General features: G+C 68.1%; 17 protein-coding genes. 6 read left to right on the forward strand and 11 right to left on the reverse strand.

The window, feature by feature from the left end; all coding sequences use genetic code 11:
- Window positions 1-41: 41 nt before the first annotated feature.
- Together ACCC97_RS12415 and alr are read right to left on the reverse strand one after the other, a co-directional pair.
- Complete coding sequence (locus ACCC97_RS12415; protein ID WP_413333045.1) at window positions 42-764, reverse strand: hypothetical protein; 723 nt, start codon at window positions 762-764, stop codon at window positions 42-44.
- On the reverse strand, window positions 761-1,870 hold the full coding sequence (gene alr, locus ACCC97_RS12420; protein ID WP_007831670.1) for an alanine racemase: 1,110 nt from the start codon (window positions 1,868-1,870) through the stop codon (window positions 761-763). Before alr ends, ACCC97_RS12415 begins: the two co-directional genes overlap by 4 nt.
- A gap of 182 nt (window positions 1,871-2,052) precedes the next feature.
- On the opposite strand from alr, the gene lplT reads away from it, so the two are divergent.
- The 3 genes from lplT (at window position 2,053) to ACCC97_RS12435 (ending at window position 4,861) form a co-directional block, all read left to right on the forward strand.
- A complete protein-coding gene (gene lplT, locus ACCC97_RS12425) occupies window positions 2,053-3,357 on the forward strand; it encodes a lysophospholipid transporter LplT (RefSeq protein WP_007831672.1) in 1,305 nt (434 codons plus the stop codon).
- 112 nt (window positions 3,358-3,469) lie between these two features.
- Entirely contained in the window at window positions 3,470-4,363 is an 894-nt protein-coding gene (locus ACCC97_RS12430; RefSeq protein WP_007831678.1) for a DMT family transporter, read from the forward strand.
- Between the two features lie 9 nt (window positions 4,364-4,372).
- Entirely contained in the window at window positions 4,373-4,861 is a 489-nt protein-coding gene (locus ACCC97_RS12435; protein ID WP_007831681.1) for a glutathione peroxidase, read from the forward strand.
- A gap of 4 nt (window positions 4,862-4,865) precedes the next feature.
- Here ACCC97_RS12435 and ACCC97_RS12440 read toward each other — a convergent pair whose 3' ends face one another.
- From ACCC97_RS12440 to ACCC97_RS12450, 3 genes are read right to left on the reverse strand one after another with little or no spacing between them, the layout of a single operon-like run.
- Window positions 4,866-5,318, reverse strand: coding sequence for a hypothetical protein (locus ACCC97_RS12440; RefSeq protein ID WP_413333047.1), 453 nt, complete (start codon window positions 5,316-5,318; stop codon window positions 4,866-4,868).
- A gap of 3 nt (window positions 5,319-5,321) precedes the next feature.
- On the reverse strand, window positions 5,322-6,182 hold the full coding sequence (locus tag ACCC97_RS12445; protein WP_413333049.1) for an OmpA family protein: 861 nt from the start codon (window positions 6,180-6,182) through the stop codon (window positions 5,322-5,324).
- 20 nt (window positions 6,183-6,202) lie between these two features.
- On the reverse strand, window positions 6,203-11,386 hold the full coding sequence (locus tag ACCC97_RS12450; protein ID WP_413333051.1) for an ESPR-type extended signal peptide-containing protein: 5,184 nt from the start codon (window positions 11,384-11,386) through the stop codon (window positions 6,203-6,205).
- A gap of 306 nt (window positions 11,387-11,692) precedes the next feature.
- Between ACCC97_RS12450 and ACCC97_RS12455 the strand changes: the two genes are divergently transcribed.
- The 3 genes from ACCC97_RS12455 (at window position 11,693) to ACCC97_RS12465 (ending at window position 16,237) form a co-directional block, all read left to right on the forward strand.
- Complete coding sequence (locus ACCC97_RS12455) at window positions 11,693-12,430, forward strand: response regulator transcription factor (protein ID WP_007831689.1); 738 nt, start codon at window positions 11,693-11,695, stop codon at window positions 12,428-12,430.
- A 94-nt stretch (window positions 12,431-12,524) separates the two neighbouring features.
- Complete coding sequence (locus ACCC97_RS12460; protein WP_413333053.1) at window positions 12,525-13,853, forward strand: FecR domain-containing protein; 1,329 nt, start codon at window positions 12,525-12,527, stop codon at window positions 13,851-13,853.
- 14 nt (window positions 13,854-13,867) lie between these two features.
- Entirely contained in the window at window positions 13,868-16,237 is a 2,370-nt protein-coding gene (locus ACCC97_RS12465) for a CHASE2 domain-containing protein (protein WP_413333055.1), read from the forward strand.
- A 13-nt stretch (window positions 16,238-16,250) separates the two neighbouring features.
- Here the strand turns inward: ACCC97_RS12465 and ACCC97_RS12470 are convergent, their stop codons facing one another.
- The 6 genes from ACCC97_RS12470 to ACCC97_RS12495 all read right to left on the reverse strand — a co-directional run bounded on the left by ACCC97_RS12470 (window position 16,251) and on the right by ACCC97_RS12495 (window position 23,024).
- On the reverse strand, window positions 16,251-16,685 hold the full coding sequence (locus tag ACCC97_RS12470) for a carboxypeptidase regulatory-like domain-containing protein (RefSeq protein WP_413333057.1): 435 nt from the start codon (window positions 16,683-16,685) through the stop codon (window positions 16,251-16,253).
- A gap of 90 nt (window positions 16,686-16,775) precedes the next feature.
- A complete protein-coding gene (glcF, locus tag ACCC97_RS12475) occupies window positions 16,776-18,008 on the reverse strand; it encodes a glycolate oxidase subunit GlcF (protein WP_413333059.1) in 1,233 nt (410 codons plus the stop codon).
- Between the two features lie 13 nt (window positions 18,009-18,021).
- Entirely contained in the window at window positions 18,022-19,131 is a 1,110-nt protein-coding gene (gene glcE, locus ACCC97_RS12480; protein ID WP_413333061.1) for a glycolate oxidase subunit GlcE, read from the reverse strand.
- Between the two features lie 309 nt (window positions 19,132-19,440).
- The gene (locus tag ACCC97_RS12485; protein WP_413333063.1) at window positions 19,441-20,943 is read right to left on the reverse strand and encodes an FAD-linked oxidase C-terminal domain-containing protein; all 1,503 of its coding nucleotides are present in this window, start codon (window positions 20,941-20,943) and stop codon (window positions 19,441-19,443) included.
- Between the two features lie 141 nt (window positions 20,944-21,084).
- Window positions 21,085-21,969, reverse strand: coding sequence for a LysR substrate-binding domain-containing protein (locus ACCC97_RS12490; protein ID WP_413333065.1), 885 nt, complete (start codon window positions 21,967-21,969; stop codon window positions 21,085-21,087).
- Between the two features lie 122 nt (window positions 21,970-22,091).
- Entirely contained in the window at window positions 22,092-23,024 is a 933-nt protein-coding gene (locus ACCC97_RS12495) for an SMP-30/gluconolactonase/LRE family protein (protein WP_413333067.1), read from the reverse strand.
- Between the last annotated feature and the right edge of the window lie 174 nt (window positions 23,025-23,198).

The raw sequence follows: 23,198 nt of genomic DNA on the forward strand, positions 1-23,198 counted from the left end.
ATCGCGGCGCGCAGGAAGGCGGCGCTGCTCGCGCTCGGTGCTCAGTGCTTCTTCAGCAGGACGCGCACCGCCTCGGGCAGGGAGTCGACCTGCGGCATGAAGTGGTCGAGCAGCGCGCCCAGGGCCACCGCGCAGACCACCGCGCCCAGCAGCGGCTTCCATGTGAGCCGCACGGCCGCCATGAGCCAGCCCTCGCGCGCCACGCGCACCGCGGCGCGGGCCGACACGTACGAGAACGCGACCTCGATGGCCACGGCCAGCAGCGCGTCCCAGCCGAAGTACAGCAGCACGAGCGAACCGGCGCCGAGCACGACGGCCGCGCAGATCAGGAAGATGGCGATCACCGGCACGACGATGACTGCGCCTTCGTCCGCCCCGCCCGCGATGTCGAGCGCGCCGCTCGCCACGTCGGACAGGCCGCTGCCGTCGCCGGCGCTCGCACGGCTTTGGGAACCACCGCCGAAGTCCAGATCGGGCGCATCGACGTTGGCGTCCACCTCGCGGCCCTCCACCAGGCGCCTGGCCCACCAGCGCAGCACCAGCAGATAGCCGAGGTATCCCACGCCCAGCGTGAGGAGGTAGCGCACCGCCAGCGAGTGCACATGCAGCAGGTGCATCTGCAGCGCCGACACGCCCCACATCAGCAGCATCGTGAACGTGCCGATCAGGATGCCGTGCGTGCGCAGGCTGTAGCTGCGGTGCAGGTCGCGTTCGATCTGCGTTTCCCACAGGCGCACGGAGCGCCAGTCGGAAAGGATCTTCATCGGCCTTCGGTGGGGGCCGGATCGGCGAAAGGCACGCGCTGCGCCACGGCGCACATGAGTTCGTAGCCGATCGTGCCCGCGGCCTTCGCAACCTCGTCGATGGGAAGCACCGCGCCGGTCTTCGCGGACTTGCCCCACAGCGTGACCTCGCTGCCGAACTTCGCGTCGGGCACGTTCGTGAGGTCGACGGTGATCATGTCCATGCTCACACGGCCGACCATGTGGGTGCGCACGCCGTTCACCAGCACCGGCGTGCCGCTGTCGCAGTGGCGCGGATAGCCGTCGGCATAGCCGACCGCCGCGATGCCGATGGTGAGTGGCCCCTGCGCCGTGAACCTGGAGCCGTAGCCGATGGTGTCACCGGCCTTCAGCGTCTGCACCGAGATGATCTGGGTCGACAGCGTCATGGTGGGCTGCAGCTGCCAGTGCGCCGCATCGTGCTCGGGAAAATCGGGCGCGCTGCCGTACAGCAGGATGCCGGGGCGCACCCAGTCGCCGCGCGTCTGCTCGGCATGGCGCAGCGTGGCGGCACTGTTGGCGATGGAGCGCTCGCCCGGCAGGTCGCGCGTGGCGCGCTCGAAGGTCGCGAGCTGGTGGGCGATGCCGCGCGCGCCGTCGGCGTCGCTGAAGTGGGTCATCAGCGAGATTTCGTCGACCTGCGTCAGCGCGTTCAGGCGGGTCCAGGCGGAGCCGAAGCGCTCGGGCGTGAAGCCCAGGCGGTTCATGCCCGAATTCATCTTCAGGAACACGCGCTGCGGCTTCAGGGTCTTGTGGGCGGCGAGCATGTCGATCTGCTCGTCGCAGTGCACGGTGTGCCAGAGGTCCAGCCGCGAGCACAGCTCCAGGTCGCGGGCGTCGAACACGCCTTCGAGCAGCAGCACCGGGCCGCGCCAACCGAGTGCGCGCACGCGCTCGGCCTCGGCCAGGTCGAGCAGCGCGAAGCCATCGGCGCCCCGCAAGCCTTCATAGACCCGCTCGATGCCATGGCCATAGGCATTGGCCTTGACGACGGCCCAGACGCGGGCCTCGAGGGCCGAGCGACGCGCCCGTTCGAGATTGTGACGCAGGGCGCCGGTATGGACGGTGGCGAGAATGGGACGCGGCATGGGAATTCCGGGGAAGACTCGGGGACAATGCAGACCACGTTTTAGCATCTTCGGGAATGGGGTTGAACACCGTAGGGATCCCTAATTCCGTGCCCCACCCCCATGCTATAACCGCCCATTCGCCCGCAGCGCAACACTTTTTCACTACCGCCAGCAGACCCCTCTGGCCAGCCAGCCCATCGATGAAGCGCGGTTTCTACACGATCATGTCGGCCCAGTTCTTTTCGTCGCTGGCCGACCAAGCGCTTTTCGTTGTTGCGGTCGACCTCATGCGAAGTTCGGGTGCGCCCGAATGGCAGCGCGCAGCCCTGGTGCCTATCTTCGCGGTCTTCTATGTGGTGCTGGCGCCGCTGGTGGGCGCTTTTGCCGATGCCTTGCCCAAAGGCACGGTGATGTTCATCAGCAATGCCATCAAGGTGGTGGGCTGCCTGATGATGCTGTTCGGCTCGCATCCGCTGCTGTCGTATTCGATCGTAGGGCTCGGCGCCGCGGCGTATTCGCCGGCAAAGTACGGCATCCTGACCGAGCTGCTGCCGGCATCCCAACTGGTGAAGGCCAACGGCTGGATCGAAGGACTGACCATCGCGTCGATCCTGCTGGGCATCGTGCTCGGCGGCTCGCTGGTGGGGCATGCCATTTCCAGCAAACTGCTGGCCTTCGACCTCCCGTTCATCGACACCGGCATCGACTCACCGGCCGAGGCCGCGATCTCAGTGCTGATCTTTGTCTACGTGCTGGCAGCATGGTTCAACACGCGCATCCCGCACACCGGCGTCGAGATGCGCCCGCTGCGCTCCAACCCCGAACAGGGCCTGGCGCGCAACATCGCCGCGCTGCTGCCCGACTTCTGGCACTGCAACGCCCGCCTGTGGCGCGACCGCCTTGGCCAGATCTCGCTGGCCACCACCACGCTGTTCTGGGGCGCGGGCGGCAACCTCAAGTACATCGTGCTGGCCTGGGCCTCGCTGGCTCTGGGCTACAACACCACGCAGGCCTCGGCGCTGACGGGCGTGGTGACCATCGGCACGGCCGTGGGCGCGATCGTGGCCTCGATGCGCATGCGGCTGGACATGGCCACGCGGGTGATCCCCATGGGCATCGCGATGGGACTGATGGTGATCTGCATGAACTTCATCGGCAACGTGTGGCTGGCGGTGCCGTTCCTGATCCTGCTGGGCGGCCTGGGCGGTTTCCTGGTGGTGCCGATGAATGCGCTGCTGCAGCACCGCGGCCACAACCTGATGGGCGCGGGCCGCTCCATCGCGGTGCAGAACTTCAACGAGCAGGCCTGCATTCTCCTGCTCGGCGGCTTCTACAGCGTGTGCACGGGCCTCGGCCTCTCGGCGTACGGCGCGATCAGTGCGTTCGGCCTCGTGGTGGCGGGATGCATGTGGCTCATCAAATACTGGTACGACAGCAACCTGAAGAAATACCCGGAAGAGATCGAGCATCTGCTGGCCATCGCCCGCAGCGACAAGCATCATTGACCTCCCCCAGGCTGCGCGCACTTCGTGTCGCTGCGCCTTCCCCCTCGCCGGGGGCGACACCAGAGGCCCGGCAAAGCCGGTTCCTCGGTGCCCCACGAAAATTTCCGCTCCAATGCAAGCAGCTCTCGCGCTCGTCTTCAACGCCTTCGTCTGGGGCGTTTCGTGGTTTCCGTTTCGCCAGATCGCGAGCCACGGCCTGCATCCGCTGTGGACCACCTGCCTGATCTACCTGGTCATCGCCGCCGCGATGGGGCTTTTGCGACGGCACGCGTGGAAAGGTTTCATTGCCTTTCCGATGCTGGCACTGCTGGGCCTCGCGGCCGGCTTCACCAACGTGGGATTCAACTGGGCCGTGACACAGGGCGACGTGGTGCGCGTGGTGCTGCTGTTCTACCTGATGCCGCTGTGGAGCGTGCTGCTGGGCTGGCTGCTGCTGGGCGAGCGGCCGACCGGCAGCGCGCTGGCGCGCGTGGCGCTGGCGCTCACCGGCGTGGTGGTGGTGCTGAAGGCGCCCGGCACCGAATGGCCGGTGCCGTCGAGCCTGCCCGACTGGCTGGGCATGGCGGCGGGCTTCAGCTTTGCCGTCACCAACATCGCGCTGCGCCACCTGCGACAGGCGCCGGGCGAGTCGCGCGCGCTGTCGATGTTCTGCGGCTGCGCCTTCGTGGCCGGCGCCGCGGCGCTGGGCGGCACCGCGCTCGGCGCGTTCGATTCGCCGCTGCACGCCTCGCCGGGCTGGCTCGGCTGGGCCGTGCTGCTGGGCACCGGCTTCGTCTTCGCCAACGTGTGCCTGCAGTACGGCGCGGCCCGGCTCCCGGCTGCCGCGACCTCGGTGATCATGCTGTCGGAGGTGCTGTTCGCGAGCGTGTCGTCGGTGGCGCTCGGCGCGGCCACGATGGAGCCGCGCATCCTCGCCGGCGGCGCGCTGATCGTGCTGGGCGCCGTCTGGTCGGCGTTTGCACGAACGCCCGGGCGGAGTGATGATCGCGCCTCTTCCCCCACCTGAGGAAACAGCATGACCAGCGTCTACGACTTCGAGGCCAACCGGATCGACGGCAAGCCGGTAAAGCTCTCCGCCTTCAAGGGCAAGGTGCTGCTGATCGTCAACACCGCCAGCAAATGCGGCTTCACGCCGCAGTTCGCGGGGCTGGAGGCGCTGCACGAGAAGTACGCCGACCAGGGGCTGGCGGTGCTGGGCTTTCCGTCGAACCAGTTCGGCGCGCAGGACCCGGGCACCAACGAGGAAATCGGCGCCTTCTGCACCACGAACTACGGCGTGAGCTTCCCGATGATGGAGAAGATCGACGTGAACGGCAGCAACGCCGCGCCGCTGTACCAGTGGCTCACCAAGGAAAAGCCGGGCCTGCTGGGCAGCACGGCCATCAAGTGGAACTTCACCAAGTTCCTCATCGGGCGCGACGGCACCGTGCTCAAGCGCTACGCGCCGCTGGACACGCCGGCCTCGCTGACGCGCGATGTGGAGGCGGCGCTGGCGGCGGGCTGATTCATCAAGGCCCGACGCGCAGGAACCCGATGCCTGCGTGCCGCCCATCCCGGCCATCGCGCCGGTCCAGCGCGTTCAGCCACTCGATCAGCGCATCCTCGTCGACCGGCGAAGGCAGCAGCCGGAACGACTCCTGCGCCAGCACCTGCGCAGGCAGCCGATGCACGATCTGCAGCTCGGTGTGATGGACGACATACAGCACCGGAAGCGGCCGGCCCGCGGCATCCTCCACGTCGGACAGCTTTGAGATCGTCTTCGCGGCGTCCGCATGGATCCCGATGATGACGGCGTCGAACTGATGCCCTGCGCGGATCGCCGCTACCAGTTCGGACATCCGGCCGAAAGGCGCGCTGTCCGCGCCCAGGACCGACAGCGAATTGGAGGTGCAGATGCGCTGCAGCGCATCCGAATCCACCAGGGCAATCCGATACTCCCTGGGGATCCAGGATGCGTTCACAGGCTACTGCTCCCCGGCGACGTCGATCTCGACGCGGCGGTTCGGCTGCAGGCAGCGCAGCAGGGCCGGCGAACTGCGCGTGCCCTCGCAATCGCTGACCACCGGCTGGCGCTTGCCCATGCCCGCGGCGCGGATCAGCTTGCCGTCGATGCCCTGCTTCACCAGCAGATCGCGCACGGTGTTGGCGCGGGCGAGCGACAGCGCCTCGTTGTAGGCGTCGCTGCCGAGCCGGTCAGTGTGCCCCGTCACCACGATGTAGTGCAGCGACCTGAAGTTGCCCCGCAGCTCGGCGGCCAGCCGCTCGATGCGCACCTGTCCGTCGGGGAGAAGGTCCGACAGCGAAGAGCCGTCGAAGCGGAACAGGCCGTCGGCATTCAACGTGACCTTCTGCGGCGGCGCCAGCCTGGTGCTGGCCGGAATCGGCGTAGCCGCCGGCGGCTGCGCGAGCAAGGCGCAGTCGGGGTTCTTCCACCAGCCGCCCGTCGACACGCCGTCGCCGCTGAAGCGCACCATGTACTGGCAGGTCACATAGTCGGCGCTCTTGCCCGTGCGGAAGTGGAAGATGTAGTTCCACTCGCGCACGCCCCAGAGTCCTTCGCTGAAATGCGGCCAGCCCAGCAGTTCGCGCACCTGGTCCTTGCCCATGCCGGTGCGCATGCGTGCGAACGCGTCGGTGCCGGGAAAGGCGCCTTGCTTCCACTTGGCGCTGCCAAGGTCCGGAAAGTCCTCGGGCCTGGGCGCCTCCGGCCGTTCCGATGCGACGCGCGCCTGCGCGTCCTTGTCGATGGCAGCGCCCGGCGAGGCACAGCCCTGGAGCACCAGCATTGCCGCTGCCAGTGCAGCTCCACAGATCGTTCGATTCATGATTTCTCTTCTCCCCGCGCTCAATTGAAGACCCACTCGGCGCCGACCGTGGCGGCCGCTCCCGCGCGACTCATGCCCACGCCGCCCGTCAGGCTCCATGCGTTGTTCTCCGAGGTGCGGCGGAAGCTCACGCCCACCGCGCTCTCGCCCTTGAAGACGCCATAGCCGATGCGCATCACCGTCTTGCCGGGCACGTAGGTGCCGGGCATCTGCACCGCCATGGCGGCGGCCACGCCGGCGTAGGCATTGCGCGCGACGCCCCGGATCTCGCTGCCGAGCGCGTTGACGCGCGCATCGGTGTAGGCCGTGTTGGCCGCGCTGGACTGGTTCAGCTGCTGCACGTTGACGGCATCGGTGGGCGCCACGCCCGGCGCCACGTTGTGCACCGCCACCGGACCGGCGGCGCTGCCGTTGCCCATCGTCACGCTGTTGTAGTTGACGCTGCCATCCACGTTCGTGTCGTAGCGCACGCTGCCGGCCTGCACCGCCTGCAGCTGGCGCACGTTCACCGCATCGGTGGCCTGCGTGCCGCCCGCGACGTTGGTGATCTGGCGCTCGTTGCCTGCACTGCCCACCGACACCGCGCCCTGCGCGGACAGCACCGAGACGTTCGAGAACATCTCGCGCTGCCCGTTCATGCCGGCGCGGTCGGCCGATGCGCCGCTGCCAAGGGCCACGCCGCTGCTGGTGGTGGCGATGGCATTCGCGCCCAGCGCGATGCTGCTTGCGCCATTCGCCTGCGCGCCGCTGCCGCCCGCAAAAGCGCTGTTGCCCAGCGCGATCGCCTGCGGCCCGATGGCCACGCTCTCCGCGCCGGCCGCCTGCGAGTCCGCGGCCTGCGAGTTGGCGTGGAAGTACTTGATGCCTGCACCGCCGACCTGGATGTTGTTGATGGCCTGGTTGGTTGCATAGAGCTGACTGCCGTTGATCGCGTCCGTGCTGGTGGCGCTGATCTGGCCGGCCGCCACGTTCTGGATCTGGCGCTCGGCCCCTGGCGCGCCGACGCTGACCACGCCCACCGGCGCGGCGCCGGCGAAGTCGTAGGTCTGTCCCTGGATGGTGGTGCTGGCCGTGGGCGTGGCCGCGGCGGTGGTCGAGCCCGCGCCGAGCGCCACGCTGTTGTCGGTGCTGGCGGTGGCGTTCGGGCCCACGGCCACGCTGTTGGCGGTGGTGGCACTGGCATTGGTGCCCACGGCCAGCGAATTGACCGCACCGGAGCCGACGCTCGCCCCCGCGCCGACAGCAATGCTGTTGGCCGCGCTCGCGCCGCTGTTGTCGTAGTTGCCCTGCCTGGTGCCGCCGTCGTTCACGCTGTAGTAGTGCGTCTGCGCGTTGTTGACGATGGTGGTGATGCTGCCGCCCAGCGCATTGACGGTGCTGGCGACCGCGTACAGCTGGCTGCCGTTGATGGCATCCGTGCTGGTGCTGCTGATCTCGCCCGGCGCGACGTTGACGATCTGCCGCTCGGCGCCGGGGGCGCCCACACTCACCACGCCCGCGGCGGTGCCGGCAAAGTTGCCGTAGGTGATGGACGGCCCCGGCGCATAGCTGACCGAGCCGTCCGGATTGAGCGTGGCGATCACGCCCGGCACCGTGGCGCTGCTGACCTGCACGGCCGCCTTGTCGGCGCTACCGTTGCCGAGCACCACGTTGTTGGCGTTGGCCACCGTGACGTTGTTGCCGAGCACGAAGCTCTGGTTGGCGCCGACCGCGATGGTGTTGTTGTTGCCGATGGCGTAGCTGTCGTCGGCGTCGATATAGCTGGGGTCGCCGATGGCGCCGGAATGCGCGCCATTGACCTGGTTGCCGGTGCCGATGCTGATCGACTGGAGGCCGTTCGCACGGGCGCCGTTGCCGATGGCGATAGCGCTGTTCTGAGAGGCCCGCGCTTGCGAGCCAATGGCCACGGTGTCATTGGCGGTGATGCCCGTACCGGCCATGAAACCGCTGGCGATGTTGTAGTCGCCGGTCACGTTGATGCCCGTCAGGAAGCCGCTCGCGACATTGTTGCTGCCGGTCACGTTGTTGCCGGCGACGTAGCCGCTCGCGACGTTGCCGCTGCCTTCGACGGAAGCCCCGGCGCTATTGCCGCTGGCTACATTGTTGCTGCCGATCGTGCCCGCCCCCGCTGAGGCGCCCAGGTAGGCATTTCCGCTGCCTTGCAGGCTGACCCCGGCCCCGGAACCGATGCCCGTATTGCTGGACCCCGACGCCGGATTGAGACCCGAAGCATTGGCCGATGCCAGCGCATTGCTGCCCAGCGCCGTGTTGGCGCTGCCGTCCATGAAACGCATCGCGTTCTGGCCGACAGCGGTGTTGTGGGCACCGTTGGTATTGCGCCCGGCCTCCTGGCCGATGAAGGTCGCATACTGGTACTTCGAGTTGGTGCCCGCCTGCGCCCCGACCATCACGCTGTCGGACAGGTAGCCCGGCTGCGCCAGCATGGTGGCGTTCAAACCTGCATTGGTGCCGATGACCACTTCCTGCGCGTCATGCGACTTCGCGTTGTTGCCGATGGCGATCGACGAGTAGAACGTCGAAGGCGTGGTCGCACCCGTGGAAACGGTCCCCGACACCGACGCGCCCGTGCCGATGGCGATGCCGCCGGTGGCGATAGCTCCCACGCTCGCGCCGTTGCCCATGGAAACCGAATTGGCGGCCTCCGCCGTCGCATTCACGCCCGCCGCCAGGCTGTTCAGTCCCGTGGCGCCGCCATTGCTGTAGTTGCCCTGCTGCGTGCCCCCGTCGTTCACGCTGTAGTAGTGCACCGCGCCCGCCGCCGCCGCGCTGGACACCGCCTTGAGCTGGCTCACGTTGACCGCATCGCTGTCGGCGGCGCCGGCGGCCACGCCGGTGATCTGGCGGAACTTGCCGTTGGCCGCGTCGCCCACGCTGACGGCCGCCAGTGTGCCGGTGGTTGAGGTGATGGCGCTGGCCTGTGCCGCGGCGGCGCTCGGTGGAACGTAGGGCGCGATGCCCGCTGCCGTGCTTGCCACCGACCCCTGCCCCAGTGCCACGCCGCCAGGCTGCGTCACGCTGGTGTCGCTGCCCAGCGCCACGGCCCCGCTGACGCTGGCGGTCGTGGCGCCGGCCGCATCGGCGCCCAGGTGGACGTTGTTGCCCAGCACGAAAGCATCGCTGGTGGTGGCGCCAATGGTGTTGTTGTTGCCGACGCTGTAGCTGTTGGCGCCGTTGATGATGCTGGGGTCGCCGATGGCGCCCGAATGATCGCCGCCGACCACGTTGCCGGTGCCGATGCTGATGGACTGCAGGCCTGTGGCTTTTGCGCTGGTGCCGATCGCTATGGCGCTGTCCTTGCCGGCCAATGCTCTGGATCCGATGGCGACAACATCGTTGGCCGTGACACCAGCAGCAGTCGCTTCATCGACGTTCGCGAAATAGCCGATTGCGACGTTGCGACTGCCGGTGCTTCCGTAGCCTGACGCATAGCCTCCTGCAAAGTTGTAGTCGCCCTTCACGCCACCGCCCGAGGAGTCTCCAATCGCAACATTGGAGTTCCCCGTGACGGACGTGCCTGCGCCGCTACCAAAGGACGAATTGCTGGATCCGGTCGAAGAACTGCCCGCCGAATAGCCGAAGCCTGCATTTGAATCCCCCTGGCTTCCTTCCAACGCGAAGGTCCCAAAACCGGCCAGTCCGTAGCCCGAGGAGTCGCTGCCCGCGTTCGCACCAAAAAAGGAGCTGGTGGTCGCTGTCGATCGCGAAGCTGCTTGGTACCCAACCGCGATCGATCCGTTCGTGCTGGATCCCTGGCCCGCCGATTCACCGATGAAGTAGCTGTTGCTTGAGGTGGAAGATTCGCCCGCCCTTTGTCCGATGGCGATATTCGAACCCATTGCCGTCGCGGATTCCCCGATCGCGATACCGCCGACAGAAGCAGGAGACAGGATCGTCTTGGCGCCGTGTCCGATCGCAACGGAACCCTGCGTCGCTGCTGTTGCCCCCACGCCGGCAGCCATTGAATTGACGCCCGTGGCGCCGTCGTTGGCATAGTTGCTGCCGGCACTCTGGTCGGTCGATTTGACGCTGTAGTAATGCACAGCCCCTGCCGCCGCCGCGCTGGACACCGCCTTGAGCTGGCTCACGTTGACCGCGTCGCTGTCGGCCGTGCCTGCCGCCACATATTGGATTTGTCTCGTGCCGGATAAAGCGGAGCCCACCGATACTGGAGCCAATGACCCGAACGTGGTGTTCACGATGGCGGTTTTTTCGGCCGCCGCCGCGGTCGCAGGAACGAAGCCCACACCGTTCGCAGAAGTACTGGCCACAGAATTGCTGCCGAGAGCCACGCCGTCGGCAACCGTCACAGACGTGTGGGTGCCGAGAGCCGCACCGCCACCCCTGCTTGCATTCGACAAGTAGCCGAGCGCCACCGTTTCGCTGGCCGTGATGGTGTAGCCCGCACCGTCTCCGATGGCGACGTTGCGATCGCCGGTCACGCTCTGAGCGGTATTCGCGCCGAACGCGATATTTCCACTGCCTGCGACCCTGTAGCCAGCGCCAAGACCCATGCTGAGATTGCCTGCGCCGGTGACATACATCCCGGAGGTCTGGCCCAGGGAGATGTTGTTGCTCCCCGAAACGCCGCTGCCGGTATCCATGCCTAGAGCGATGTTGTTCGAGCCGTTGACCGTCTGTCCCGTCCTGTAGCCCAGCGCAATCTGGTTGTTAGAGACGGCGGTCGATCCGGTTCCCGCCTGGGCACCCATCACGATCGCGTTCTCACTGACTGCCTTCGCCCCGCCGCCGATCGCGATGGCATTTTTTCCTGCCGCAGAGGTAGTGGTCGATCCAATGAGAACCGCACCGGCGCCCAGGTTGGCCGAGATGAGTGTGGAAAGGAAGGACGTGTCAGGAGTCCCTGCCGCCGTGCTCGGGATGCCGGACATGGTGGCAAAACCCCCGCTGCCGTTGGGTACTTGGCAGGTCCAGGTGGAAGTTGAGGTTGCCGGCGAGGTACTGGTCGAGCAAACGGCCCCACCGGGATTGGAAGTCAAGCTAGCACCAATGGCCGTATCCGCCCACGCGGTCGAACTCATTGCACACGCCGCCGCAAGTGCCGCAGCCCGCACCCGCGCATCACCGACTCCGCGGCACTTCTTTCCACGCGCGGCCCCAACCTCGCTCACAGCCACCCAGGCACCCAGTGCCTCGTTCCATACAGACCGGTAGGTCTTGTTCATTTCAATCTTCCTCGATCAATCAGGTTGCATGCACAACCTCGTCCATGACCGGGCACGGGAGACTGTGGCTTTTGCGAGATCGCAGCACCGGCCGGCACTGCACAGGGCGCGGATGATGTCGAGGGAGGTTCCGCGGCGCGGACACGCCACGAGGTTTCGTCAGAATTGCCGGCACTTTTCGTGTCGGTTTGTGAATTTTTTTTACACTGTTCGCATCCTTCGAGTAACTGCGGCGGTTTGTGTGAAATCGTCAGATTTGGTCCTTCGATTCGCTGTCAGAATCCCGCCGCCAAACGAACGGACCCCATGCGCATCGCCATCCTCGAAGACGACCCCGACCAGCTGTCCCACCTCGTGCGGACGATGGAGCAGCTGTTCACGGTGGGAGAAACGACGGTGGCGTGCACGGCCTTCACCGACGGCGCCGCGCTGCAGCAGGTGCTGCGGCGGGAAAGCTTCGACCTGCTGGTGCTCGACTGGAACGTGCCGGGGCTGGAAGGGCTCGAGTTGCTGAAATGGCTGCGCACCTGGCAGCACGACCTGGTGCCCGTGCTCATGCTCAGTTCCCGCACCTCGGAGCAGGACGTGGTGCAGGCGCTGAACTTCGGCGCCGACGACTACATCGTCAAGCCGTTCCGCCCGCTGGAGTTGCGTGCGCGCGTGCAGCGCCTGATGGCCAGGCGCTCGCCGGTGGCGCAATCGGACCAGGAGCGCTTCGGCCGATGGGAGTTCGACAGGCTCACGCAGAACGTGCTGATCCATCCGGTTCCGCCGGACAGCGCACCGCCCGAGCGGCATGCGCTCACCGATCGCGAGTTCAAGCTGGTGCTGGTCTTGTTCCAGCACATGGGCGGCGTGGTGTCGCGCGCCCATCTGCTGGAAAGCGCCGGCTACAGCGGCGAAGAGCTGCCGTCGCGCACGCTGGACAGCCACATCTACCGCTTGCGCAGCAAGCTCGGGCTGGAGGCGGAGCGCGGGCTGAGTCTGCGCACGGTCTATGGACGCGGCTATCGGCTCGAAGCCACCCGGCAGGAGGAACCCTGATGGTGCCGCAGGGGGCAAGGACTATGCTCCCGCCAACCAGAACGATTCCGACATGACAAAGAGCGATCACGGAACGAGGGGAGATTCTCAAGCGATGCAGTGCAGGCAGCTGGTGGCATGCGCCTGGTTCATTGCATTCGCGGTGTCCGCACAGTCGCAGCCGACCCCGCACGTCGTGCAGCCCGGCGAAACACTCTGGGGCATCACGGGGCAGCGCCTGCAGGCACCGCAGCGCTGGCCCGAGGTGCAGCAGCGCAACCAGGTCGGCGAGCCTCGCCTGCTGCAACCCGGCACGGTGCTGCATTTCGCGGACGGCCGCATCGTGCCCGAGGGCGCAGTCGTGGTGACGGCAGTCGAAGGAGCGGCCTCGCGCCGCCGCGGCGGCAGCGGGGGCGAACAGGCGCTCTCCCCCGGCATGCCGATCCAGCCGGGCGACATCCTCACCACCGGCGGCGAGGCCTTCGTTACCCTGGGCCTGCCTGGCGGCAGCCGCGTCGTGCTGCCCTCCCGCAGCGCGCTCGAAGTGCTGGCGATCGATGCCGCGACGGTCAGGCTGCGGCTCATCGAAGGGCGCGTGGAGTCGCAAGTCCAGAAGCAGCGGCCCAGCCAGCAGTTCGAGATCCGTGCGCGGTCGCTGGGCCTGGGCGTGCGCGGCACCCATTTCCGCGTGCGCGACGAAGGCGGCTTGCTGGCCAGCGAGGTCATCGAAGGCGAAGTGTCGGTCGGCAAGAGCGCCGCGGCAGGACGACAAGACCCGCAGCGGCCCGCAGCGCCTGCAGCTCCTGCCCTCGTACTGCGCGCGGGCCACGGCGCCGTCCTGCTGGAAGACGGCAGCGCCGAGGCGCGCACCCTGCTGACGGCGCCCCAGCTCCTGCCTGCCACCGGGCCCCGAAGCGGCGACCGGACGCTCGAACTCGTGCCGGTCGCGAACGCCAAGGGCTACCGGTTGCAGCTCGCGCGCGACGAGCGCGTCCTGCTGCCGGTGCACGAGCAGCGCGGCACCGGCCCCGCATTCACCGTGCCGCCCGAAATCGAGCCCGGCTTCTACCAGCTTCGCCTCACCGCCTTCGATGCCGCACAGCTCGAGGGATTGCCGGGCGACAGCACGGTCTACCTGCCGCCATCCAGTGCAAGTGGACAGGGCAGCAGCGCAGGAACGGCCACGCCGATAGCCGACGGCCGCGTCGAGATCCGGTGGCCCGGGGTTTCCGGTCGGCGCTACGCCTTCGAGCTTTCGCGCAGCGCCGACTTCTCGCTGCTGCTGCTCAGCGAGCCGGCTGTCTACGCCACGGGCATGACGGTGGGCCCCTTCGCGGTCGGCGGCCGCTACCACTGGCGCGTGCGCGAGCAGCAGCCGGGCAGCACTGAACCCGCGAGCCCCCGGCAGGGCTTCGGCGGAAGCTTCGACATTCCCGCGCGTTGAGCCGGGCCTTCGCAATGCGCACGCGGCTCGTCATCGAACGGCTGTTGATGGCGCTGCTGTTACCCATTGCCATGCTGGGACTGGCGCAGCGCCCCATCGTGACGCAGATCGATGCCTCGATCCATGACCGGATGCTGCGCCTTGCATCGCACACCGCGACGCCCGACATCATGATCATCGCGATCGACGAACGCAGCCTGGGCGAACTCGGCCGCTGGCCTTGGTCCAGGGAAACCCACGCCCGGCTGCTGGAGCGACTGGCGCCCCATGCACCGCGCGCGGTGCTGCTGGATCTTTTCCTGACCGAGCCCAGCATCAACCCGCGGGATGACGAGCGGCTGGCGCAAGCCATGGGCAAGCTGCCGGTCTACCTGCCGCTGCTGCATGCCCCGCCGTTGGCGTCGATGAGCGAGAACTGGCCGGGCTTCCTGCCGCCGCTCGCGGCATTCGCCGAACGCGCCAGGGGCGTCGGCCATGCGGGCCTGACGCCGGATTCCGACGGGGTGGCGCGCACGCTGTACCTGCGCGAGGGATACGCCGGGCACCTGCAGCCCTATGTGGGGGCGCTCATGACGGGCCGCGTCCCGCCGCAAGATCCCCCAGCGGCATCGTCCGGCACCTGGGTGCGCGAGGACCCGCTGCGCCTGCTGTTCGCCGGCCCGCGCGGCAGCTACCGCACGGTGTCGTATGTGAGCGCACTGCGTGGGGAAGTGCCCGATGCGCTGCTGCAGGGCAAGCTGCTGCTCATCGGCGCCACGGCCCCGGGCCTCGGCGACCAGACGCTGGCACCCCATGCGGGCGTCCGGGGCGTGCTGTCCGGCGTCGAGGTGCACGCCAATGCGATCGACAACCTGCTTCATGCGCGCAACATCAGCGTGCTGCCGCCACTCGCCTATGCGGCATGGACGGTGGTGCCGATCTGGATCGCGCTGTGGCTGCTGATCCGCATGGCGCACCACGCCTTGCCGGTCGCCTTCAGCCTGGCCGCGACCTGCCTGCTGCTCAGCATCGCCGCCATGCTCGCGCGGCACTGGTGGCTGCCTCCGGCGGCCCCCATATCGGGGCTCGCCATCCTCTACCTGCTGTGGAGCTGGCGGCGGCTGGAGTCTCAGTTCGCCTTTCTCCGCGAGCGCGCCCAGGCGCTGGACATGCTTCCGGCCGGCGCCTTCGAGATGCTCCCGGCCCTCGCGCCTGCGGCGGCCGATTCCGCGCAGCAACCCAAGCAGGCCCTGGACCGGGCCATTGCCCGTGTCCAGCGCATGCAGAAGCTGATGGACGAAGCCATGCACACCGTGCCCGTCGCCATGCTGATCTGCGACGAAGACGGGCGCATCGGATCGAGCAACGCCGCGGCCTTTCGCCTGTTGCGCGCCGGTGCGCCGCCTTCGCGCGACGGCGAGGCAGCGGCACTCAGGGGTGTGTCGCTGCCCAGGTTGCTCGCGACCCTGGCGACCACGGTGCAAGCCGATGCAGCGATGGCGGCGGAACACCCCCACTGGACCGTGCGCCTGCGCGGCGAATACCAGACCACCGAGGCGCACGTGTTCCAGTTCGAGGCCGCGCCCTTCGGCGCCGCGGCGCGTGACGAGCGGGGCTGGGTGGTGGCACTGCCCGAACTCACCGCCGAGCGCGAAGCCCAGCGCCAGCGCGATGAATGGCGGCGCTTTCTGTCCCACGACCTGCGCAGCCCGCAGATCACCATCCTCAGCCTGTTGTCGATGCATGACGCCGAGACGGACGCGGCACCGGCGCCGGCGGATCTGCTGCGGGCGATCCGCCGGGAAGCGGAATGCACACTCGCGCTGGCCGAGGGTTTCATGGACTACACCGAGGCCGGGTCGAACGACTACCGCTTTGCGGAAACGCATGTCGGCACGGTGCTGCTCGACGCGCGGGATCAGGTGTGGCCCTACGCCCGGACCCATGGCGTGCGCGTGGAGACAGGGCTCGACGAAACCGATGAAACAACGATCCGGGCCGACGGCGCGCTGCTGACGCGCGCCATCGTGAACCTGCTGAACAACGCCATCCGCCACAGCAGCCAGGGCGGCTGCGTGAGCCTGCGCATGGAGGCCATGCCCGATCTCCAGAGCCCCGGTGGAAGCGTTGTTCGCATCACCGTCAGCGACGAAGGCTCGGGCATGACACCTTCGCAACTGCAGACCCTGCTGACCACGCCGCGCGGCCAGCGCCTTGCCATGCACAAGGAAGATCAGGCTGCCGCCGCGCCTGCCCCGATGCCCGCCGCACGCGGCATGGGCCTTGGGTTTTCAGTGGTGCGCGCGGTCGTGCAGCAGCACGGCGGGCGCATCGAGGCGCAGAGCGCACCGGGCGTGGGCACCACGTTCTGGCTGAGCTTGCCGCTGCACTGCGGCACGCCCTGAGCGCACCGGGAGTTCAGAACCTGAAATCGACGGTCTTCGAACCGCCGCCCACCGTCACCGTCTGGCTCTTGGCACTGCCGGCCATGGCAGCGTCGATGGTGTAGCGGCCCGCCGGCAGGTCGATCAGGCAGACCGGCCCGCTGGCGCGCAGGCCCAGCGAAGGCGCTCCGTCGGCGCCCTTGATGTCGACCTGGACATCCGTCAGGTAGGCACCGTCGGAGCGCGCGAAGAGCAGCGCCAGAGGATGCTCCTTCATGGCCGCGCGCATGGCGGTCGATTCGTCCGAGCCGATGCCGCCGCAGACATAGCGCACCGCGCCCTCGCCCTTCCATTGCGGCATGGCCGACTGGGCTTGCACGCCAACGGCAGCGGCCACGCAAGCCAGCGCCAGCAGGGCGTGCCGCAGGTGCTTCTTCGGAACGATGGAAGCTGCTTGAACAGAAGACATGAGGCTTGCTCCTTGGAAAAATCGGTGCTGCCATGATGCGGCGCGAATTGCCATGGCGCGAGTCGGACCAGAGCGCTCTTCGGTGTGCGATCAGGCCGCCGCCAGCGCCGCGTCCAGCAGTTCCACCCAGTGCCGCACGGGCGTCTCCCGGCTGCCGCTTTGCAGGTGCGTGATGCAGCCGATGTTGGCCGAGGCGATGACACTCGGCTGCAGCTGCTCCAGGTGGCCGAGCTTGCGGTCGCGCAGCGGATAGGCCAGCTCGGGCTGCAGCACCGAGTAGGTGCCAGCCGAGCCGCAGCACAGGTGCGATTCGTTCATTGCCACGCGGATGTCGAAGCCCAGCGCGCGCAGATGCGTCTCGACGCCGCCGCGCAGCTTCTGGCCGTGCTGCAGCGTGCACGGCGGGTGGTAGGCCACCACGCCCTGCGGCGCGCGCACGCGGGCCTTCAGGGCAGGCACGAGGTCCGGCAGCAATTCGCTCAGGTCGCGCGTGAGCTCGCTGATGCGTGCCGCCTTCAGCGCGTAGGCCGCGTCGTGCTGTAGGATGTGGCCGTACTCGCGCACGGTGACACCACAGCCCGAAGCGTTCATCACGATGGCCTCCACCTCGTTGCGCTCCACGAAAGGCCACCACGCATCGATGTTGGCGCGCATCTGCGCCTTGCCTCCGTCCTGGTCGTTGAGGTGGAACTTCACCGCGCCGCAGCAGCCGGCCTCGGGTGCGATCACCGCCTGTATGCCGGCCGCGTCGAGCACGCGTGCAGTGGCACTGTTGATGTTCGGCATCATCGACGGCTGCACGCAGCCCGCGAGCATCAGCACCTTGCGCGCGTGCGTGGCGGTGGGCCAGGCGCCGGCATCCTGCCTGGCGGGCACCTTGGCTTTCAACGCCTCGGGCAAGACGCCGCGCACCGACTGGCCGAGCTTCATCGCCGGGCCGAACAGCGGCGACGGTAGGCCCTCTTTCAGCAGCCAGCGCTGCGCCGACTCCATCGCGGGGCGCGGCACCTTCTCGTCGACGATCCTGCGGCCGATGTCGACGAGGTTGCCGTACTGCACGCCGCTCGGGCAGGTGCTCTCGCAGTTGCGGCAGGTCAGGCAGCGGTCGAGGTGCAGCTGCGTGCTGCGCGTCGGCGCCTTGCCTTCGAGCACCTGCTTGATGAGGTAGATGCGCCCGCGCGGGCCGTCGAGCTCGTCGCCGAGCAGCTGGTAGGTGGGGCAGGTGGCGGTGCAGAAGCCGCAGTGCACGCACTTGCGCAGGATGGCTTCGGCTTCGCGGCCTTCGTCGGTGCCGCGGAATTCGGGGGCGAGCTCGGTTTGCATGTCGGTTCTTGTTCTACGTGGAGGCGAGCAGGCGGCCGCGGTTGAAGAGGCCGTGCGGATCGAACTCGCGCATCAGCGCGCGCTGGATGCGTTCGACGGGCGCGCTCAACGCGTCGAAGCGCGGGACCTTGCCTTGGGTGTCCGACCGGGGCAGGCGGAACAGCGTGGCGTGACCGCCCGCGGCGCGCGCGATCTCGCGGATGCGCGCGGCCTGATCGGGCCGCGCCTTGTACCAGCGCTGGCCGCCGTGCCATTCGATCAAGGGCGCGGCGCCGTCGAGCGAGAGCACCGGCGCGGTCTGCGGCACCGACAGGCGCCAGAGCGCGTCCGTGCCTTCGCCGGTGGCGAACCACGGCAGTTGCTGGTCGCGCAGCGATTGCCATTCGGCGGCGGCACGCGCGTTGTTCTTGCGCTCGCCGCCGAGGTGTGTGCATGCGGCTTCCACGGCGGCCGCGGCGCCGCGCAGGCGCAGGTAAAGCGCTCCCGCGCCTTCGTATTCAAACCAGCAGCTCGCATTCAGCGGCAGCGGCCGCCCGCCCCATTCGTTGAGCAGGCGCAGCGCATCGGCCTGGCCGCAGGCGAATGCTAGCGTGGCCTCGGCAGGCGCGGCAGGCAGTACCTTGAGGCTCACTTCGGCGATCACGCCCAGCGTGCCGAGCGAACCGGCCAGCACGCGCGAAACGTCGTAGCCCGCGACGTTCTTCATCACCTGCCCGCCGAAGGTCAGCAGCTCGCCGCGGCCGTTGACCAGCGTGGCGCCGAGCACGTAGTCGCGCACCGCGCCGACGCTCGCGCGCGCGGGTCCGCTGAGGCCGGCCGCGACCATGCCGCAGACGGTGCCGTTTCCGCCGAAGCGTGGCGGCTCGAACGGCAGGCACTGGCCTTTTTCCGCAAGCACCGCTTCCAGTTCGGCGAGCGGCGTGCCGGCGCGCACTGTGACGACCAGCTCGCTTGGCTCGTAGCTCGTGATGCCGGTGAGGTCGGCTGTGCTCAAGACCTCGCCATGCGGCGCCTCGCCGTAGAAATCCTTGGTGCCGCCGCCGCGAATGCACAGCGGTGTGCTGGCTGCGGCTGCAGTACGAATGCGCTCGATGATCTGGTGGAGTGCTGTGTCGGTACTCATCTGGCGGTCCATCGTGAGTGCTGTTGTTCGGGGTGCGTGCACAGGCCACCGGGTACTCCCCTCCGCGAATGTCCCCCGCCTTCGGCTCCTCCTTTATTTCGCTGCGGGGAGCACCCGGCGCCCTGTGCACAACGAGCGCTGCTCTTGTGCTGGCCGATCAACAAGTGCTCTGATCGATCACGCCGGCGGGGTGCCTTGCGCAGCGAAATAAAGGAGGAGGCCGAAGGCCGGGGGACATTCGCGGAGCAAGGTACCCCGTCGGCGTGATCGCGCCCCGAATGAACCCACGGGTTAAAACAGGTCGCCATGTCAGAACCTCGGCAGATCCGGATGCTGCAACTTCCCCCCGCGCACCACCTGCTTGCCGTACTCGGCGCAGCGCTGCAGTGTGGGAATCACTTTGCCGGGATTCAACATACCCTCGGGATCGAAGGCGCGCTTCACGCCGAACATCTGCTCGTTCTCGGCCGCTGTGAACTGAACGCACATGCTGTTGAGCTTCTCCACGCCTACGCCGTGCTCGCCCGATACCGTGCCGCCCATCGCGACACTGGTCTCGAGGATGTCGGCGCCGAACAGTTCGCAACGGTGCAGCTCGTCGGGGTCGTTGGCATCGAACAGCACCAGCGGATGCAGGTTGCCGTCGCCCGCGTGGAACACGTTGCAGCAGCGCAGGTTGTATTTCTTCTCCATCTGCTGGATGGCCAGCAGGATGTCCGCGAGCCGCTTGCGCGGGATGGTCGAGTCGAGGCACATGTAGTCGGGGCTGATGCGGCCCGAGGCGGGGAACGCGTTCTTGCGCCCGCTCCAGAACTTCATGCGCTCTTCCTCGCTGTTGCTGCACGCGATGGCGGTGGCGCCACAGCCGCGCAGCACGGCGGTCATGCGGCCGATTTCTTCCTCGACCTCTTCGGGTGTGCCATCGGATTCGCACAGCAGGATGGCCGCCGCGTCGAGGTCGTAGCCCGCGCGCACGAAGTCTTCGACGGCGGCGGTCATGGGCTTGTCCATCATCTCCAGGCCCGCCGGGATGATGCCGGCCGCGATCACCGCGGCCACCGCGTCGCCGGCCTTTCGCACGTCGTCGAAGCTGGCCATGATGCAGCGCGCGAGCTGCGGTTTCGGTACGAGCTTGACGGTGACCTCGGTGGTCACGGCCAGCATGCCTTCGCTGCCGATGACCAGCGCGAGCAGGTCGAGCCCCGGCGCGTCGAGCGCCTCGCCACCGAACTCGATGGGCTCGCCCTCGGCCGTGAAGCCGCGCACGCGCAGCACGTTGTGCAGCGTCAGGCCGTACTTCAGGCAGTGCACGCCGCCCGAGTTCTCGGCGACGTTACCGCCGATGGTGCAAGCGATCTGGCTCGACGGGTCGGGTGCGTAGTACAGGTTGAAAGGCGCGGCCGCCTCGCTGATGGCGAGGTTGCGCACGCCGCACTGCACGACGGCCGTGCGGCTCACCGGATCGATCTTCAGGATGCGGTTGAACTTGGCCAGCGACATGGTCACGCCCATGGTGTGCGGCATGGCGCCGCCCGAGAGCCCGGTGCCCGCGCCGCGCGCCACCACGGGCACGCCGAGTTGGTGGCAGGCCTTGAGCACGGCGGCCACCTGCGCCTCGGTCTCGGGCAGGGCCACCACCAGCGGGCGGGCGCGGTAGGCGGTGAGGCCGTCGCACTCGTAGGGCGTGGTGTCTTCGGCCTGCCAGATCAGCGCGTGGGCGGGCAGATGCGCCTGCAGCGCGCGCACCACTTCGGACTGGCGCTGTGTTTTCTGCAGCGAATCGTGCTGCGTGGGGGTGAGCGGCGCATTCATGCGGCGACCTCTTTCTGCTTTCTTCTGCTCGCGGGATGTCTCGGGGTTTATTTCACGCACTCTACGGAATTGCGGCGGCCCTGGGTTGACGGATTTTTGCCGGGTGCTTGAAAGAACTTCGCGAACGTGGTGATTGGTTCTTCAGCGCAGGCTCTGTTCCAGCCAATCGGTGAAGGCCGCGCACTCCCAGCGCTCCAGCGTGCCCGGCTGCCAGCAGATGTAGTGGCGGTGCGGCGACGGCACGGCCTGCTCGGACAGCGCGACCAGCCGGCCCGATTCGAACCACGCGGCGCCCAGCTTCTGCCGCACCAGCGCAATGCCGAAGCCGCTGGCGGCGGCGTCGTACACGAGTCCCAGGTCGTTGAACTGCGCGCCGATGTTCGGCTCGGGCTGGTCGAGCCCGCAGCTCGCGAACCAGGTGCCCCAGGGTTCGAGCGGGCTGCGGATCAGCCGCGCGCTGGCGATCTCGGCCGCGGTGCGAAAACCCGTGAACGGCCCGAACTCGTTGAGATAGCTGGGGCTGCACGCGGGCACCACCTGCTCCTCGAGCAACAGCCGGTGCTCGCAGTCGGCATACCCGCCGGGGCCGTAGCGCACTTCGAGGTCGGCCTGCTCGGCCGTCACGTCGAGCAGCGGGATCGACACCTGCAGCACCAGCTCGATGTCGGGGTAGATGTTGCGGAACAGCTCCAGTCGGGGCATGAGGAACTGCCGGCTGAAGGTGGGCGTGACGGCAATGCGCAGGCGAGTGGCGCGCTGCGCGGCGTTGGCGCCGAGCGGCATGGCCTGCAGCGCGGCGAGCCCCGTGCGCACGTTGGCGAGGTAGGCCGCGCCGTCCGCCGTGAGGCTGAAGTCGCTGCGGCCGAAGAGCTTGAAGCCGACGTGCGATTCGAGCTGGCGGATGCGGTGGCTCACCGCGCTGGGCGTGACGCACAGCTCGTCGGCCGCGCGGCCCGCGTGCCGCAACCTTGCGACGGCCTCGAAGGTCAGCAGGCATTGGATCGGGGGGATGTGCTGCGCAGCCATGGCGTCTTAGCTTCTTTGCGGGACGATCGCGTTCTGGGCGCGTGCACAGGACACCGGGTACTCCCCTCCGCGAATGTCCCCCGTCGGCGTGATCGCACCCCGAACAACGCGCTTCACGCCAATCAGTCCTCGAAGAAGTTCACAGGCAACCCTCGCGTCTCGACCTGCATCGAGATCACCGTGCCCGAGGCCGGCCGCTGCTCGATCTCGGCGGCGGGCCGACCCTTGCGGCCGCTGGTGACGAACAGCGTCTTCAGGTCGTCGCCGCCGAAGCAGGGCATGGTCGGGCACTGGACGGGCACCGGCACGGCCGCCACTTGCTGGCCCGAGGGCGAGAAACGCAGCAGCTGCGCGCCTTCGAACATCGCCACCCAGTAGTAGCCTTCGGCGTCGATGGTGGCGCCGTCGGGGCGCCCCCCGTAGCGCAGCAGCGAGTCTGGCGACCAGCCCTCGGGCTTGGCGTCGAACTGCTGGAACACGCGAGCGTGCGAGAGCGAGTTGCCCTCGGCGTCCCAGTCCCACGCGCGCACCACGTGTGCGGGGGTGTCGGCCCAATAGAGCGTGCGGGCGTCGGGCGAGAACGCGAGGCCGTTGGCGGTGGTGGCCTGGTTGGCCATCTGCGTGATGGTCGGCGAGATGCCGGTGTTGCTGCGTGCGTCGAGGCAATAGAGCGCGGCATTGGCACGGTCCTTGGCCTCGTTGATCGAGCCGGCCCAGAAGCGGCCCAGCGCATCGCACTTGCCGTCGTTGAAGCGCATGGTGCTCACGTCATGCTCCACGCGCGCCATCGCGACCAATTCGCCACCCCATTGGCGCGCGCGGTAGATGCCGTCGCGCAATGCGATCACGAGGCCGCCGCTGCGCGCCGGCGCCATGCAGCCGGGCTCGGTGGACAAGGGCCATCGCTCTACCTTCGCCTCCGGCGAGCCGATGTCGCCGCGCGTGCGCAGCACGGCACGCCCGGGAATGTCGAGCCAGTAGAGCGAGCGTTCTTCCGGGTGCCAGAACGGCGACTCGCCGAGCTCGCAGAGGCTGTCTTCGATGGAGGTCCACATGGTGTCGCGATTGTGCCCCCGGCCATCGCGGCGGCGGGCAAAAAAAAGCCCGCTGGCGCCGGAGCGCTCGCGGGCTGAACATCCAAAGGAGACCTCGCTTGAAAACTTTTTCTTCAATCGGTGAACACCGCGGAACCGGCTTTGCCGGGCCGCTGGTGTTGCCCCCCGCAAGGG

Source organism: Variovorax sp. Varisp85 (assembly GCF_047304045.1).
In the GTDB taxonomy this organism is placed as follows: Bacteria; Pseudomonadota; Gammaproteobacteria; order Burkholderiales; family Burkholderiaceae_C; genus Variovorax.

Excerpts from the sequence above, each read along its gene's own strand:
- ACCC97_RS12415 (WP_413333045.1), bottom strand. The coding sequence starts at position 764 with ATGAAGATCCTTTCCGACTGGCGCTCCGTGCGCCTGTGGGAAACGCAG.
- alr (WP_007831670.1), bottom strand. The coding sequence starts at position 1,870 with ATGCCGCGTCCCATTCTCGCCACCGTCCATACCGGCGCCCTGCGTCAC.
- lplT (WP_007831672.1), top strand. The coding sequence starts at position 2,053 with ATGAAGCGCGGTTTCTACACGATCATGTCGGCCCAGTTCTTTTCGTCG.
- ACCC97_RS12430 (WP_007831678.1), top strand. The coding sequence starts at position 3,470 with ATGCAAGCAGCTCTCGCGCTCGTCTTCAACGCCTTCGTCTGGGGCGTT.
- ACCC97_RS12435 (WP_007831681.1), top strand. The coding sequence starts at position 4,373 with ATGACCAGCGTCTACGACTTCGAGGCCAACCGGATCGACGGCAAGCCG.
- ACCC97_RS12445 (WP_413333049.1), bottom strand. The coding sequence starts at position 6,182 with ATGAATCGAACGATCTGTGGAGCTGCACTGGCAGCGGCAATGCTGGTG.
- ACCC97_RS12450 (WP_413333051.1), bottom strand. The coding sequence starts at position 11,386 with ATGAACAAGACCTACCGGTCTGTATGGAACGAGGCACTGGGTGCCTGG.
- ACCC97_RS12455 (WP_007831689.1), top strand. The coding sequence starts at position 11,693 with ATGCGCATCGCCATCCTCGAAGACGACCCCGACCAGCTGTCCCACCTC.
- ACCC97_RS12460 (WP_413333053.1), top strand. The coding sequence starts at position 12,525 with ATGCAGTGCAGGCAGCTGGTGGCATGCGCCTGGTTCATTGCATTCGCG.
- ACCC97_RS12465 (WP_413333055.1), top strand. The coding sequence starts at position 13,868 with ATGCGCACGCGGCTCGTCATCGAACGGCTGTTGATGGCGCTGCTGTTA.
- ACCC97_RS12470 (WP_413333057.1), bottom strand. The coding sequence starts at position 16,685 with ATGTCTTCTGTTCAAGCAGCTTCCATCGTTCCGAAGAAGCACCTGCGG.
- glcF (WP_413333059.1), bottom strand. The coding sequence starts at position 18,008 with ATGCAAACCGAGCTCGCCCCCGAATTCCGCGGCACCGACGAAGGCCGC.
- glcE (WP_413333061.1), bottom strand. The coding sequence starts at position 19,131 with ATGAGTACCGACACAGCACTCCACCAGATCATCGAGCGCATTCGTACT.
- ACCC97_RS12485 (WP_413333063.1), bottom strand. The coding sequence starts at position 20,943 with ATGAATGCGCCGCTCACCCCCACGCAGCACGATTCGCTGCAGAAAACA.
- ACCC97_RS12490 (WP_413333065.1), bottom strand. The coding sequence starts at position 21,969 with ATGGCTGCGCAGCACATCCCCCCGATCCAATGCCTGCTGACCTTCGAG.
- ACCC97_RS12495 (WP_413333067.1), bottom strand. The coding sequence starts at position 23,024 with ATGTGGACCTCCATCGAAGACAGCCTCTGCGAGCTCGGCGAGTCGCCG.